Origin of the sequence: Fibrobacter sp. UWH4, from assembly GCF_900142475.1 — a bacterium.
In the GTDB taxonomy this organism is placed as follows: Bacteria; Fibrobacterota; Fibrobacteria; order Fibrobacterales; family Fibrobacteraceae; genus Fibrobacter.
The window spans coordinates 177,143-193,178 of record NZ_FRAY01000003.1 but is presented as its reverse complement, the minus strand read 5'-3'; the positions used below and the strand labels follow the sequence as shown (position 1 = coordinate 193,178).

At 52.3% G+C, this 16,036-nt stretch carries 11 protein-coding genes and 1 tRNA gene; 9 read left to right on the top strand and 3 right to left on the bottom strand.

Annotated features, from left to right (window positions below):
• Positions 1-63 precede the first annotated feature (63 nt).
• Positions 64-867, top strand: coding sequence for a TatD family hydrolase (locus tag BUA93_RS06150; RefSeq protein WP_072978291.1), 804 nt, complete (start codon positions 64-66; stop codon positions 865-867).
• On the opposite strand, the gene BUA93_RS06145 is transcribed toward BUA93_RS06150, so the two are convergent.
• The 3 genes from BUA93_RS06145 to BUA93_RS06135 all read right to left on the bottom strand — a co-directional run bounded on the left by BUA93_RS06145 (position 868) and on the right by BUA93_RS06135 (position 5,071).
• Positions 868-2,718 carry a putative bifunctional diguanylate cyclase/phosphodiesterase gene (locus tag BUA93_RS06145; protein ID WP_254793884.1) on the bottom strand — a complete coding sequence of 617 codons (1,851 nt, stop codon included), beginning with the start codon at positions 2,716-2,718 and terminating at the stop codon, positions 868-870. It lies immediately after the preceding gene.
• A 264-nt stretch (positions 2,719-2,982) separates the two neighbouring features.
• Positions 2,983-3,055 (bottom strand) — tRNA-Glu (locus BUA93_RS06140).
• Between the two features lie 63 nt (positions 3,056-3,118).
• Entirely contained in the window at positions 3,119-5,071 is a 1,953-nt protein-coding gene (locus BUA93_RS06135; protein ID WP_072978289.1) for a peptidylprolyl isomerase, read from the bottom strand.
• A 145-nt stretch (positions 5,072-5,216) separates the two neighbouring features.
• Here BUA93_RS06135 and nadB point away from each other — a divergent pair, with 145 nt between their 5' ends.
• The 8 genes from nadB (at position 5,217) to BUA93_RS06095 (ending at position 16,010) form a co-directional block, all read left to right on the top strand.
• Complete coding sequence (gene nadB / locus BUA93_RS06130; RefSeq protein WP_072978288.1) at positions 5,217-6,803, top strand: L-aspartate oxidase; 1,587 nt, start codon at positions 5,217-5,219, stop codon at positions 6,801-6,803.
• A 122-nt stretch (positions 6,804-6,925) separates the two neighbouring features.
• On the top strand, positions 6,926-7,996 hold the full coding sequence (locus BUA93_RS06125) for a serine/threonine protein kinase (RefSeq protein ID WP_072978287.1): 1,071 nt from the start codon (positions 6,926-6,928) through the stop codon (positions 7,994-7,996).
• 7 nt (positions 7,997-8,003) lie between these two features.
• Complete coding sequence (locus BUA93_RS06120) at positions 8,004-8,741, top strand: CvpA family protein (protein ID WP_072978286.1); 738 nt, start codon at positions 8,004-8,006, stop codon at positions 8,739-8,741.
• A gap of 82 nt (positions 8,742-8,823) precedes the next feature.
• A complete protein-coding gene (locus BUA93_RS06115; protein WP_072978285.1) occupies positions 8,824-9,132 on the top strand; it encodes a YbaB/EbfC family nucleoid-associated protein in 309 nt (102 codons plus the stop codon).
• 181 nt (positions 9,133-9,313) lie between these two features.
• A complete protein-coding gene (locus BUA93_RS06110; protein WP_072978284.1) occupies positions 9,314-10,717 on the top strand; it encodes a TolC family protein in 1,404 nt (467 codons plus the stop codon).
• 15 nt (positions 10,718-10,732) lie between these two features.
• Positions 10,733-11,785, top strand: a complete 1,053-nt coding sequence (locus BUA93_RS06105; RefSeq protein WP_072978283.1) for an efflux RND transporter periplasmic adaptor subunit — start codon at positions 10,733-10,735, stop codon at positions 11,783-11,785.
• A 12-nt stretch (positions 11,786-11,797) separates the two neighbouring features.
• The gene (locus tag BUA93_RS06100) at positions 11,798-14,944 is read left to right on the top strand and encodes an efflux RND transporter permease subunit (RefSeq protein WP_072978282.1); all 3,147 of its coding nucleotides are present in this window, start codon (positions 11,798-11,800) and stop codon (positions 14,942-14,944) included.
• Between the two features lie 67 nt (positions 14,945-15,011).
• Complete coding sequence (locus BUA93_RS06095) at positions 15,012-16,010, top strand: MlaD family protein (RefSeq protein ID WP_072978281.1); 999 nt, start codon at positions 15,012-15,014, stop codon at positions 16,008-16,010.
• The last annotated feature ends 26 nt before the right edge of the window (positions 16,011-16,036 follow it).

The window sequence follows — 16,036 nt, the reverse complement described above, 5'->3', positions numbered from 1 at the left end:
AGGCGGCAACGCCGCGATTAATTCAATTCTGAACTCAGAACTCCGAATTCCGAACTAATTACCATGTTCATTGATACTCACTGTCACTTAGATTCTTACGAGCAGCACTCCGGCGAAACCGTCGGCGACTTGTTTGCACGCCTTTCCCACGATCCCGACGAAAACGTGAAGGCCCCCGAAGCCTATATTCACGTGGCCTGCGACCCGGCAGACTTTACGCGAGCCCAGGAGCTCTCTGAAAAATACTCGAACGTCTACACCGCTTATGGGATTCATCCGGAATATGTTTTGACGGAAACCGCCGAAGACGAAGCCCGCCTGCAGGAATTTCTAAAGCACCCCAAGTGCGTTGCATGTGGAGAATTCGGGCTGGATTACCATTACGGTTCCGACACCAAGGCCGAACAGGTCAAGCTTTTCGAGCGCCACTTGGAACTTGGTCTCGCCTCAAAAAAGCCGCTAGTGCTTCACCTGCGCGAAGCAGACGACGATGCGCTTGCCGTGTTGCGCAATGCAGACCTTCGCGGAAGCAAGATTCATGTACACTGCTTTACGGGCTCGCCTAAATTCTGCGCACAATTACTTGACCTAAAGTACCGCGGCGCAAACATCTTTATTGGATTTACGGGAATCGTGACTTTCAAGAATGCGCAAAACGTGCGCGATGCAGCGGCACTCGTGCCTATGGACCAGATGCTCCTGGAAACGGATTCCCCTTACATGTCCCCCATTCCTTACCGCGGAAAGCCCTGCCATTCGGGCTACATCCCTTACATCGCACAGGCACTCGCCCAAGTAAAACAAATCCCCATAGATCAACTCTACAGGGACTGCCGCGAAAATACTCGCCGTTGCTACGGCATCTAACTATACCGTCTGAAGCTCTTCAGGCTGGTAATGCGCCTGCAGATATTCAAGAGCCTTATCCGAAGAAAGAGGCTTACTGAAGTAGAATCCCTGAATCAGCTTGCAACCTTCAGCCCTCAAGAATTCAAGCTGGGATTCAGACTCGACACCTTCGGCAATCAGGTCAAGATTCAACGATTTCGCGATACCGATCACCATACGGGCAAACGAAGCGTCTTCTTCGTCGTCTGTCACATGGTCGATAAAGGACTTGTCCATCTTGAGAGTATGAATCGGGAAGCGTTTCAGGTAAGAAAGACTGCTATAACCCGTTCCGAAGTCATCAATCGAAATCTGGATGCCCATTCCCGAAAGCGCCTGCATGATTTTCACCGTTTTTTCGGCTTCGCACACCGCGGTATATTCGGTAATCTCAAGTTTCAGGTTCTTCGGATTCAGCTTCGTGCGCAACAGGACCTGCTTCACGTCTTCGAGCATATTGTCCAGGGCAAACTGCTTGGCCGAGAAGTTGACCGCCATCTGGACATTATCAAAACCCATATCCACCCATTTCTTCATCTGGATGCAAGCCATTTCAAGCAACTGCGCACCCAACGGAATAATGAGTCCGGTTTCTTCTGCAATGGGAATAAAATCGGCCGGCGAAATAAAACCGTTCTGCGCCTGGTTCCAGCGAACGAGCGCCTCGAAAGCAACAATGCGGTTCCCGTCCGTAATATCGACAATCGGCTGGTAGAACAGCACGAATTCCTGCGCCTGAATCGCCTTGCGGATTTCGAATTCAAGCTTGTAAAGACGCATCGCCTTTTCGCGAATGCCTCCACACGAGAACTGGATGCCCCCATGGTTGACGCCTTTCTTCATTTCACGAAGGCTAGCCGTCGCATTCGCAAGGATATCCTCGACGCAGTCCACTTCGCGGTTCAGGGCAACAGCCATCGAAACGCCAATATAAAGTTCACGGCCTTCCAGCTGGATCGGCAACTTGACCGCATTATGGATGCGACGCACAATCGACTTCACATCGCTATCGCTGCCACCCGACTGAATATCGTGCAGGACAATAGCAAAAACGTCGGGACCGATACGCGCAATCGTATCTCCCGTACGGCACTGAGACTTGATTCGGTCTGCCACGACCCGCAGTACGTTGTCACCCACGTTGACCGAATAGGATGCATTGATTGCACCGAAACGGTCAATATCCAAAAGGGCAACGGCAAACAGGTAATCGGGGCGCTGCAAGGCCATATCGACATCGACCTTCAGCTTTTCTAGGAAGAACTTGCGGTTATACACCCCTGTCAGGGCATCCTGATAAGCGTAGTAAAAATTCTGCTTGTCAATCGCCTGCTTGTCGGAGTACGTGTTGACCGAGCCGATAACACGCACAGGGCGACCATCCGCATTTTTCTGCACATTTCCCGAAACAGTCAGCTGCTCATTCTTTGATCCGCTCTTTACCAGCGTAACAACGCAATTGAGCCGATCTCCGGATTCAAGCGACGAATTCAACAGTTCCCTAAAATGATCCCAGTCGCTTTCGACAATCTGCCGACGCAAGACATCAAATGAATCGTCCGCATTGGCAATATCGACCTGCAACATGTTCAACGCCCGCTGCGACCAGTAAACCTTGCCCGTAACAACGTCAAATGTCCAAAAGCCATTCGAAGAAATATCAACCATCATCTGGAACAATTCATCTCGTTCCTGCAGGTCCTTCTGGAAATCTCGCGTCGGGATCGAAGTTGTCGCAGGCGGCACCTTCACATCGTCTCGCATCTTGTTGCGGTCCGCCGACGGAAAACGGTACAGGACAGCCACCATGACCAGGAAAAAATCAGCCAAAATGTAGGGAATAGCCCATAGGATACGGCCCTTTGTCGCAAAGATTTCCGGAATAAAAGCAGCAAAAAACAGGCTTGCCAAAATCAGCAAGGATCTAAAGAAAAACTTTCTATTGAATATTCTCATTGATAACCCAATCCGCACCCAAATATATATCTTTTTTTCCCTTTGTAAAATCTTTTTTTTAATATTTTTTTATATTCTTTTGTGAACATAACAACAACAAAAAAAAGACGAACTCCACACGGAATCCGTCCTTTTTTATAGTGCCAAAGGGACTCGAACCCTTGTTACCGGCGTGAGAGGCCAGTGTCCTGGACCACTAGACGATGGCACCGTTATGTTTGCCCATTTGGGTTCGCCAAATATAGCAAACAATTAGATATTTGTCTACTCTCGACTAGTCCCTGTAGTACAGGTCGAGATTGCTTTCGACAGCAGTCGAATTTTCAAGATTTGCGACAAATTCGTTGAAGATGCTCATCGCCGCATAGCTCGAAGTATTGGCAATTTCGGTCTTCACCGCTTCCTTAACGGCATCTTCCTGCGGAGCCTTCTTGGAAACGACCTTCACCATCACGGCACCGTTATCGGTGGCGATAGCGGAAGACCATTCACCTTCCTTGACATTTTCCAGAGTCTTGGCGAGATGGACATTGCCATAACCAAAGCCCGGGACATAACCGTCGACAGAGGCATTTGCCTTTTCGATGTTCACCTTTTCAATCTTGTTCGCGGCAACGGCGGCGGAATCGGCAGCGCTGTCAGCCGGAACCCAGGCCTTCACCTTTTCGGCAACAGAATTCAGGTATTCTTCGGCAGCGGCAGCAGCCTTGTTACGAAGGAGCGTGCTCTTGATGTTGTCGAAATAGAGGTCGAGGCTACGTTCGCCGGCCTTGAGTTCCTTCACCTTTTCGGCAACAACCACCCACTTGCTGTTCTTCATGATCGGAGAAACCTTGCTGGTTTCATCCGGAAGGTTTTCATTCGGCCATGCATAAGCGGCAAGGCCCTTGAGATAGCCGACACCTTCGATATTGTCACCACGGGAAATCCAGTTCGAAGTATGAGTATCGAGGTTCTGTTCCTTGGCGGCTTCGGCAAAGCTCTTGCCAGCATCGACAGAAGCCTTGACCTTGTTCAGAATACCTTCGAGACTGTCAATCGTTTCAGAAGAAGCATTAACGACCAGAAGAATGTGACCGACCTTCACGAGCTCAGCACCGGTAGAATCCTTGGTCTTGCCGTAGCTCTTGATAATGTGGTAACCGAAACGGGTGCGGACCGGTTCAGAAACGGCACCGGAATCCAGCTTGAAGGCAACATCTTCAAATTCCTTCACATAGACGCCATGTCCCACATAGTCTTCGCTCAGGAGGCCACCCTTTTCGGCAGTGGTCTGGTCTTCAGAAGAAATACGAGCCATATCTTCAAACGTGGTGGTCGAAGAGGAGTCGGTCAGCTGGTAGTAAAGCGTCATGGCATATTCGCGGATGCGAGCATCATCACCGGCAGTGGCATCGACCGGAAGGTAGGCAAATTCGAACTGAGCCATATCCTTCTTCACAAAGAAGCTGTCGCGATGGGCATTGAAATAACCGGCAACCATCACGCTATCCACGGAATTGTCTTCGACCTTGAAATCTGCATTGGAGGCGACCGCCACCTGCAGTTCGTAATCGTTCAAGCGACGATTGACCGCCCAGTTCGCTTCGAGAGAAGTCGGGTGAACCGAAGCTCCGACCAGCATCTGCAGTTGGCGCATCGGGATGGTATTGGCCTTCAAATCTTCTTCGAACTGAAGCATCACGCCCCAGCGGAAAGCTTCGGGAGTCTTGAGCCAAGCGTCATACTCATCTTTATTGAAGGTAGAGTCCGTGAGGAACTTCGGCAGACTGGCGATATAAGCCTGAGAACGCTGCATCAGGTCTTCCTGGCTCGTTGCCTGCTGCTGGATCATATACAGGTGGCGTTGGGCTTCCTGCACCAGGCGGGCGCGAACGGCATCCGGATTGCGGCTGAATTCGGATTCAAGTTCCGCGACCGAAGCACTCAGTTCGGCCTTTTCGAACTGTTCGTTCAGGAGAATCTGACGAACAAAGCTACGGAACACTTCAGTACGGAGCTGATTGTACTGTTCGTCTTCGAGGTGCTGGCCCTGGTACTGGTTCTGCACGATATTCTTGATGCGGGAATCAAATTCGGCATAAGTAATCTTCTTATCGTTCACCACGCCGACCGGGTAGCTGTGTCCCTGGTTCGGGACGCGGTCCATGGCCAAAAGGCCCACCACGATACCCGCGGCAAAGATAACGATGATCCACTTGGCTTTTTCATTAATCCACGTTAACATAAAGTAGACTCCATATAAATTTTGTCGCGCAAAATGTAGCAAAAAAAAAGAAAATCTTTTATTTTGCATTCAAATAATGCCGAAATAGCGCATTTTTTCTATCTATTAGGCAACAAAATCTAAAACTCTCCAACGGAGTTCGGTCATGTACGATATTCTAGTCCTGGGTGCAGGTATTTCCGGTTTAAGCGCAGCGATCCATGCTGCAGAAAAAGGCCTCTCGGTCGTCATCCTTACCAAGGGAGCAAAACCGGACGGCTCATCCAACTACGCACAAGGCGGTATCGCCACCGTTACCGAAAAGACCGACAAGTTCAAGTTCCACATCGATGACACACTCGAAGCGGGTGCAGGTCTCTGCAAAAAGGAACCCGTGAACATCCTGACCAAGAGCGGTCCCGACACCATCCGCCAGCTTGTCAAGTGGGGCGTGCAGTTCACCCCCAATCCGACCGACAAGACGCAGTTCGACCTGCATCTCGAAGGCGGCCATAGCCACCACCGCATCTTGCACGCAGCGGACCTCACCGGCAAGGAAATCATGCGGGCCCTCCTCGCCGAGCTCCACAACCACAAGAACATCCACTACATCGAGAACTGCTACATCAAGGACCTGATTTGCAAGGGTGAAGGCAAGGCAAAGCGCTGCGTCGGTGCAAAGATTATCCACCAGAAGACGGGCCTTGTCGAAAACCTTTACGCAAAGGCCTCCATCCTTTCTACCGGCGGTGCAGGCCGTATCTGGCAGTACACCGTGTGCCCGCCCGACAGCTGTGGCGACGGCATGGCGATTGCGGCTCGCGCAGGTGCCGCACTGCAGGATATCGAATTTATGCAGTTCCACCCCACAAGCCTTTATGCCCCTAGCCTCAAGAAGCCCTTCCTGATTTCGGAAGCCGTGCGCGGATTCGGCGGAATCCTCAAGAACTACAAGGGCGAAGAATTCATGAACCAGGTGCACCCGCTCCACTCGCTCGCCCCCCGCGATATCGTGGCTCGCGCCATCCAGAGCGAAATGCAGCGCCTCGGCAAGCCGAACATGTTCATCGACCTTTCGGGCCGCACGCCGAAAGACATCAAGAGCCATTTCCCGAACATCTACGCGAAGTGCCTCGACGCAGGCATCGACATCACGAAGGAATGGATCCCCGTGGTGCCCGCCGCACATTATATGTGCGGAGGCGTACTGGTCGATACCTGGTCCAGGACCGAAATCAAGGGCCTGTACGCCTGCGGCGAAGTCGCCGCGACGGGCGTCCACGGTGCAAACCGCCTCGCCTCCAATTCCCTGCTGGAAAGCGTCGTCTTTGCCATCCGTGCCGTTGACAACATTAGCGAAAGCGGACTTCTCAAAGAAAAAATCACGGAATCCAAGTCCAGCAAGACGGAAAAGGTGACCTTCACCAAAGCGGCCTACTGGCGCAAGCGCAAGAAGATTTTGCAGGACATGATGTGGACTCACTGCGGCATCGTACGCACCGTGGCGGGCCTCAACCAGGGCCTCAAAGTCATCGAGGAACTCCAGAAAGACGTCGACGAAGCCATCAAGAACAAGGAAACCGAAAACTTCTACTTTATCGAATTCCTGAACGCGCTCCAAGTTTCCAAGATGATCCTGACCGCCGCTCTCCACCGCAAGGAATCCCGCGGGCTGCACTATATTCTTGACTACCCGAATCTGGACCCCAAGACGAAACACCATACGATTTACTTAAAGGAGTCTAAGCGATGAGGTTCTGAGGACGCCTTGCTTCGGGCTATGAGCTAAATAAAGGCGCCAAAGGCGCGATTATAACTCAAAGGGCGAAAGCCCGAACTCAAAGCGAAGCGACCTCAAACCAAAACATTTGATTTATGAGCGAAACGAAGAATACAAAGCCTTCAAAGATTGGTGGATATACCCCGACGCAGGAACTTGGTTCCGGCGCAATGGGCAAGCTATGGCTTTGCCACGACAAGTCGCTCGACCGAATGGTGGTCGTCAAGCAAATGCAGCAGGATATCGAAGACAGCGACACAAACATTCGCCGATTCATGCAAGAAGGCAATATCCTTGCGCACCTGAACCACCCCGCCATTACCAAGCCATACGCCCTGTGGAAAGAAAAAGACGGGAAACTTTCGCTCTCCATGGAGTTTATCCACGGGCTCACGCTCCGCCAAATTCTAGACAAAGTAAAGCAACCACCGCTTTGGGTCGTCTACGCCATATTGCACGAAATACTCTGCGCCCTGGGAGAAGCCCATCGCAAGGGAATCGTCCACCGCGACCTGAAACCCGCGAACATCATGGTCGACAACGACGGCCGAATCCACCTGCTCGACTTCGGCATCGCCCACACCGAATCGCCACTCAAGTTCAGCAAGGACGACGACGGAGAACGCCTGACGCAGACCGGCGCCATCCTCGGTACCGTCACCTACATGAGCCCAGAGCAAACCATTGGCGAAGAAGCGAGCCCAGCCTCGGACCTGTTTGCAGTCGGCATCATCGCCTGCGAAATGCTATTAGGGCAAAACCTGTTCCGCGGAACAAGCTTCAGCGATACAATCCAACGAATCCAAAAGCTCAAGGTTACCGAGAAAGCCTTTTCCAAGGACATTCCCACGCGCCTAGTCAAGCTTATCGTGAAGTTGCTAAACAAGGATCCGCGCAAGCGCCCGCTAACCGCATTCGACGCTGCAGAACAAGTCTCCATCGTCATGCGGAACCTCCCCCGCGACATGGTCCCCTATATGGCAAACTGGATTTTCGCCATCAAGGATTCCATCAAGCAGAAAACAGACGACCTCGACGAGACGCTCTACATGAACCCGCCAGTCTACCCCACCCACCGCAAAAGGCTCTTTATCGAAGGGGCCATCTCCGGGGCAGTAGTCGCTTCATTCATTTTCTTTTTGATCCGCTCACTAACCAACCTGTAAAAACAACATGAACGCTATTGACATCATCTGTCTGGTTATCATTCTCTTGTTTACGCTGCTCGGCCTTTGGCACGGGCTCCTGCGAGGCATTTTCCGTCTGCTCGCCTGGGCCGCAGCAATCGCAGGCGCCTACTTTGCAAACAGCCTCCTTTCGGAAAAGGTAGCCGAATTCCTTGAAACAAGCGATTTTTCCGCGACGCTAGTCTGCATCTGCATCGGATTCTTGGTTCCCTTCTTGGGATTTCTCTTTATCAGCCACGTCATCAACAAGTCCATTTCAGGAACCGCTGCGGGCAAGGCGGACCGTATCCTGGGAGGCGTTTTTGGAGCCATCAAGGCAATCCTTATCTGTTTTGTCATCCTGACAATCCTGCACATCCTGCCCTTCGGCGGTGTTCTCCACGAAAAGCGTGACAACGCCCTGGCCTACTCCACCTACAAGTGCGCGCTCAAGTTATTCGGATACTCCACGGAACCGGTTGACCTCGTCGGCGTCGCCGAACGCAAGGCAAGCGAATTTACCAAGTCCCTGACGGACAGGGCCGCCGAGAAGGCAAACGAAGTCGCCAAGGAAGCGACCGAAAAAGCCACCGAAGCCGCAAAGGACGCCATTAAAGAGGCTACCGACAAGGCCGCGGAATCAGCCAAGGAGGCCGCCAAGGATGCTATCGAGAAGGCTGCAGAAACGGCATCGGAAAAGGCAAGCGCCGCCGCCAAAACCGTCAAGGATGACTTGGCGAAATAAATTCGAAGCAATCTATTTGCGATAATATGTTATATTTACCGCGGAATCAACACTTTTAATAAACAACCATGAGGATTTCATTATGGACATGAGCAAAATGTTGCGCGACCTTCAAAAGATGCAGAGCAAGATGATGAAGGCCCAGAGCGACCTCAAGGCACAAAGTTTCGAAGCCGAAGCCGGCGGCGGAATGGTGAAGGTCGCCATGAACGGTAAAGGGGTCGTCACGATGATCAAGATCAATCCCGACGCCGTGGACAAGGACGATGTGGAAGCCCTCGAAGACCTGCTCATGGCAGCAATCAACTCTGCCGTCAAGAAGAAGGACGACGCCACCCAAGAAAGCATCAGCGGCATTACCGGCGGCATGAAAATCCCCGGCCTGATGTAACCGTCCTTCGATGGTAAAACGCCACCAGATTTTACGCCCGCGAAGCGGGCGTTTCTTATTATCTTTTTCTCCCATTCATACCCTTTTTAGTGCATTTCATCCCCTAAACACCCCCCTCTCCCCTTTTATGTAGTGCAATATTTTTTTAGATTTGGAGCGCAAAAAAACTATAGGAGAAAGAATGCCCAGGCATTTAGCAGCATTATCGGCCATGGCGCTGTGCCTCGCAACCCCGCAATGGGCGGGTGCAACAACTTATACGCGCGAAGAAGCCGTCAAAATCGCCCTCGAAAAGTCCTCAGACGTCAAAACCGCCGAAGAAGAACTCGTTTCGGCGAATTCGCAGGTTGATGCCGGGTACGGAAGCGCCCTACCCTCCATTGACCTCGACGCAACCGTCACCCGCGTTTTTGGGTTGGACGATGTGGAAAACAGCAAGAGTTTAAGCAAGGCCGCATCCGCTATGGATGCAGGTGATAATGAACCTTTTGCGGCAAACGCTCTTGCCCCAGCCATGGACGGGCTCATTTACGGCATGAAGTCCCAGGGATACCGCTGGCAGTCCAGCGTCGGACTTACCGCAACCCAGATTCTTTACGCCCAAGGTAAGGTGGGAACCGGAATCGAAATTGCGAAGGTTTACAAGCACTTGAAGGAAGTAAACCTGGACAACACCAAGGCAAGCGTCCGCTACGACGTTGAAAACGCTTTCGACCAGCTCATCTACCTGGATTCCGCAGTCACGATTCTCTACGAATCCAAGAACATGCTCCAGGAAAACCTGAACTTCGTGGAACAGTCGCTCAAGAGCGGACTTGCCACCGAGCTTGACCTAATTCGTGTGCAGCTTTCGATGGACCAGCTGAATTCCAAGATTAACAGCATGGAAAAAAGCAGAGTCCTCGCCCGCAACGCCCTTCTTAACACCATGGGCATGGAATGGGAATCCGAAGTACAATTCAAGGGAGACCTTCGCGACCCGTTGCAGGGCTACTCCTATCCCGACACCTCCATGGCGAACGTGAAAAAACGCCGCAAGGAACTGGTGATGCTCGAAGCAAGCGAAGAAATGCTCGTCAAGAACATCTCTATCGAAGAGGGCGGATACAAGCCCACAATCGTTCTCGTTGGCGGTCTTAAGTACAGCAACAACAAGAACCACTTCTACCAGTGGGACACTCCGGACTGGGACGAAAACATCAACAAGTATATCGCCCTTAACCTCAAGATGAACCTGTTTAACGGCATGAAGACCAAGGAAGCCGTGGTACAGGCCAAGTCGAACCTGCGCAGCACCCAAATCAAGAAGGAAACCGCCGAACGCGGATTCCGCGTACAGATTGAATCCTGCGCCAACACGCTCGAAGACGCTAACTCGCAAATCGAAATTGCAAAGCGCCAAATCGATCTTGCACAAAAGAATTATGACCTGACGAATGCGGCCTACAAAATTGGACGCGAAACGCAGCTGAACCTTCTTACTGCAGAGAACAGCCTCCGCACAGCAAAGCTCGACTATATGTCGGCTATCGTCGAATGGAACAAGGCCTACAACGCGCTTCTCCAGGCCACCGGTGAATATTAATAAGAAGAGGAAAGAATGAATAAGACACTCAAAACCCTCCTGACCCTCGCCACAGCATCTATGCTCCTCGTTGCCTGTAACCAAAAGGACGAGGCCAAGAACAACGAACCCAAGAAAGCCTCTACCATCGAAGAAATCCAGAAGGAAAAAGGCAAGCCGGCCCGCGTGGTAAAGGCCGCTAAAGCAAAGCTTACCGATGTGCGCAAATACAGCGGCACCATCGAAGGGATGAACCAGAACAGTGCCATTTGCAAGATGGGCGACCCCATCGCAAAGATTAACGTCCAGGTCGGTTCCTCCGTACAAAAGGACCAGGTTCTCGCCGAATACCTCTACACCGGCGACAACACCCAGTACCAGCAGGCCCAGGAACAAATCGCGGTGCTTGAAAAGGCAACGGAACGCATGCGCGAAGTCTACCAGAAGGGCGGAATCAGCCAGCAAGATATGGACGCCCAGGAAATGCAGCTCAAGGTCGCCAAGATGAACCTCGAAGCAGCCCGCCGCGCCACCTTGATTCTCGCACCCGAAGCAGGTGTGGTGACCGAGCTCAAGTTCCAGGTCGGCCAGACTCCCGGAGTCGGCGCAAAGTTCGCAACGATCGCCAAGCTGAACAAGGTCATCCTCAAGCTGAACGTCACAAGCCAGGATATCGGCTACTTCAAGAAGGGCGCTTCTGCAACCGTGACCGTCGCCGGAGAAACACTCAAGGGAAAAGTCACGCTCATTCCTCTTGCCGCGGACCCAGTCACCCGTTTCTTCCCCGTCGAAGTGACCTTCGACAACAAGGGTAAAAAGCTCCTGCCCGGCATGTACGTGACCGCCGAACTCGATGCACGCCAAGTTGAAGGCATCGTGGTTCCCACCGAAGCCATCGTCTACCGTAACGGCCTGAATGCCATCTGGACCGTCAATGCCGAAGGCAAGGCACTCCGCAAGATCGTGAAGCTGGGTGTACAGACCAAGGACGACGTGCAGATTATTGAAGGTCTCGAAGGAGACGAAACCATCATTGTCGAAGGCCTGTCCAAGATGAACGACGGCGACAAGGTTCTGATCGTCGAATAGGAGTTTTGCTGAATGATTAAGGCCAGTATCTATAAACCGATTACCATGCTCATGGTCATTTTGGCCATCGTGGTTTTCGGTCTCTACACCTACTCCATGATGGTGGTGGACCTGATGCCGAAATTCGACATCCCCGTGGTCACCGGTACAATCGTGTATCCGGGCGCTAACCCGGAAGAAATCGAAACCACCATTATCAAGCCCATCGAAGACCAGGTGGAACTGGTGGACGGCATCGACTACGTGCAGTCCATCTGTATGGAAAACTACGGTATCGTGGTGGCCATGTTCAACATGGGTATCGACGTGGACGTGGCCGCTAACGACGTCCGTTCCAAAATTGAACTGGCCGCGGCCAACTTCCCGGACGCCGTGGAAGCACCTATTATTTCGAAGGTGGACATTAACGCCTCCGCTATCATGGCCATTTCCTTTACGGGTCCCCTGAACTCCACGGAACTCCGCCAGAAGGTGGAAGACGAAATCGAACCTCTGTTCACCTCTGTTTCGGGCGTGGCCAGCGTGGACGTGTTCGGTGGTACCACCCGCCAGATTTCCATTGAACTGGACAAGGACAAGATGATTGACCGTAACGTGGACATCACCACGATTATGGGTCTCTATGGTGCTACCAACGTGAACAACCCGGTGGGTGAAGTCATCGGCAAACACAAGAACACATCCGTCCGTACCGCCGGTAAGTTCAAGAGCCTGGACGAGATGCGGAACCTGGACATTCCCACCAGCAAGGGAGTCATCAAGCTTTCCGAAATCGCAAAGGTCAAGGACACTATCGAAACCATTACCTCGGCCGCCCGCTTCAACGGCGTGAACTCGATTGCACTGGATATCAAGAAGCGCTCTGACGCCAACGTGGTGGATGTTTCCAAAGGCGTACTCAAGCGCATGGAAGAAATCAACAAGACCCTTCCGGAAGGTTTCGAGCTGCACCTGATTTACGACAAGAGTGAAGCCGTGAACGAATCCATTGACAACGTGATTCAGAACATCATGATTGCCATTGCCCTGACGGCCATTCTGTTGCTCCTCTTCTTGGGTAAGTTCTCCACGATGATCATCGCGGCCCTGACTATGCCCATTTCCGTGATCGGCGCCTTTACCCTGATGTACTTTGCCGGCTTCGGCATCAACATGATGTCCCTCATGGCCCTTTCCTCTTCTGTGGGTCTATTGGTGACGAACTCCATCGTGGTGCTTGAAAACATCAACGAAAAGCTGAAGCTCGGGCTGGACCCGAAAGAAGCTGCCTACAGGGGCACCTCCGAAATCATGGTCGCCATCATGGCATCCACGCTCACAAACGTCTGCGTGTTCGTGCCGATTGCCTTCATGAAGTCCATCGTGGGTATCTTTTTCCGCACCTTCGGTATGACCATGGTGTTTGCGACAGCGGTGTCCCTGATCATGACCTTTACCCTGACCCCGCTTATGGCGGCCTACCTGTTCAAGGGTAAAAAGAAGGACGAGAACGGCAACATCATCGAAGACAAGCCTTCTATTGGCGAACGCATTTTCGGAATCTTCCCCACGGTACTGAACGGCATCCGTTTCGTATACCTGAAGACCCTTTCCTTCTGCCTTTCTATTCCCGGAGTTCTTTTCCAGGTTGTGGTTCTCGTGGCCATGGTCATGTTTGTAGGCTACATGGCCATAAACAAGATGACTGTGGAACTTGCTCCTAAGCAGGACCAGGGTATGATGGCCATTAAATTGGAAATGCCGGTGGGTACCAACGTGGAAACCACGGACAGTGTAGCCCGCATTATCGAAAGCCGTATCAAGGACCTGCCGGAAATCAAACACTACAGCATGAATGTTGGCGGTTCTAACGGTATGACGTCCGTGAACCAGGCGACCATGCGTGTCAAGCTCCTGAAGGACTGGGAAGGCCGTACCCGCAGTACCGACCAGATCGTGGACTCCCTGCGCCCCTACTTTGCAGACATTCCTGACGCCTACATTTCCATCAAGTCCACCTCCGCTTCTGAAATGAGCAACAACTCCAGTGGCGATGTGGTGCTGGAAGTGAGCGGCCTCAAGCAGGATTCCGTGATCAAGGCTGCAGAAATCGTCATGGACCGCGTCAAGGAAAAAATCGACGGTATCGTGGACGTGAAGACCAGCTACGAAGCCGGTAAGCCCGAAATCCGCCTGATTCCGAACCGTCAGGCCTTGGCCGACTACGGCGTGACCCTAAAGACCGTAGCCACTTACAACTACATCGCCGTGAGCGGTTACGAAGCGGGCCAGTACACCGAAGACGGTGAAGAATACGACGTGTATGTCCGCCTGCAGGAAAAGGACAGACAGAGCCATAGCGATATCGAGACACTCCCGATTCTCACGCCGAAGGGCTACGTGAATACAAGCGAACTCTTCTTCGTGGAAGACGGTGCCGGTCCGACCCGAATTGACCGTAAGCGCAAGCTGAGCCGTATCGACATTTCCATGAACCTGTTGCCGGGACACACTACCGGTGAAATCATGGGTAAGCTGGGCAAGCTCACCGCCGACATGAAGGACGAAGTTCCGGAAGGAGTCACTTTCGGCTTCGGTGGTAACGCCGACATGCAGAACGACATGGTGCAGGAATTCATTACCGCTATCATCATGGCCATTATCCTGACCTACATCTTGCTGGTGGCCCTCCTGGAAAGTTTCGCCCAGCCCTTCATCATCATGACTACGATCCCGATGGGTGCAATCGGTGTGTTCCTATCCCTTATCTTTACCGGCAAGGCACTGTCCATGATTTCCCTGATGGCTATCGTGATGCTTATCGGTGTGGTGGTGAACAACGCTATTCTACTCCTGGACGAAGCCAACAGGCTCTTGCGTAGCGGTGCCATGGGACGGCGTTCTGCCATTATGACCGCTGCAAAGACCAAGTTCCAGCCCATTGTGCTTGCAACGTTTGCCTCTGTGGTGGCCCAGCTTCCGCTGGCCTTCGCCCTGGGTGGTGACGTGGCCGCCATGACCCAGCCTATGGGTATCGCCTCGGTGGGTGGCTTGATTGTGTCCGCCCTCCTCACCATGTACCTGGTGCCGACCTTCTTCTGGCTCCCGAACGCCATTACAAGCAAGGTAAAGAGCAAGGCGAACAAGATTATCGCCAAGCGTCGTCGTAGCAAGGAATAGCCTTTAGACAATAGAGAGAGAAACAAGTCCCGGCAGTATGCCGGGACTTTTTACTATATTCTGACCTATGAAAATTTCCGACCGGACATTGGGCTATATTTCGCTCGTGGCGCTTATCGGCCTTTTTGCGTTTATCGCCTACTGCATGTGGGATGCTCATCACGAAGCCAAGACCATCATCCAGGTCGATTTCGACGACTTAGGTTCACTGCAACCCGAAGACCAGGTAACCATCCGTGGCTACACGGTCGGAACAATTGGAAAGGTCCGGTGGCTCGGCGACCGGGCCCGCGTCCAGATCAAGTTTAACCAGCCGATTGTCATCCGCGAAGGCACCCAGTTCAACAACATTAACTACGCCATTATGGGACAGCGCGGCATCGAGGTGATTCCCTCAAAAACAGGCAAAGTCCTCCCCGATGACTATATCCACCAAGGGCATTTTGAGCCGGGCCTTGCCGAAGCTTTACGCCAGATCGAAGTGGTCAACGAGCAGATTACCTCTATCCGAGAATTAGTCCTCTTGGTCATCAAAGGAGACTCGACGCATCAACCGGCAAGTCAGATATTCGAAGAAATGCTCGTCAGCATTGAATCGGCCCTGCAAAACACCGAACAGACTCTAAGAACGCTGCAGCCCACCCTCAACAGCCTCTTCTTACAAATCAATTCGGCGAGTGCGAATATCACCGAAGCTTCTTTGCAGGCGGACTCCGCCATCCGCAGCATCACCGAAGCCGTTAATGCAAAAATGCAACTTGCCGAAAGCGCCTTAAAGACCATTTCGGACGGGGCGCAAAAGACAAACGACCTTATTGCCCAAATCGAGACACACACCCTGTATAGCAAGGTTCTATACTCCTCCGAAACAGTGGACAAGGTAAACGAGCTCGTATTCAAGCTCAACGAACTCGTGCGTGCCATCGATACCAAGGGCATCAAGATGCTTGACGAAAATGGCAACCCGATCAAGCCGTTCACCTGGAAGAACCTGAACATCATCGGTAAGACCGCTCGCGAAAAAGCGCGCGAACGCAGCGAAAAGGGCGAAGCCCTCCCCGAATAAAGATGGACCTGAGTAACCTACCCAAG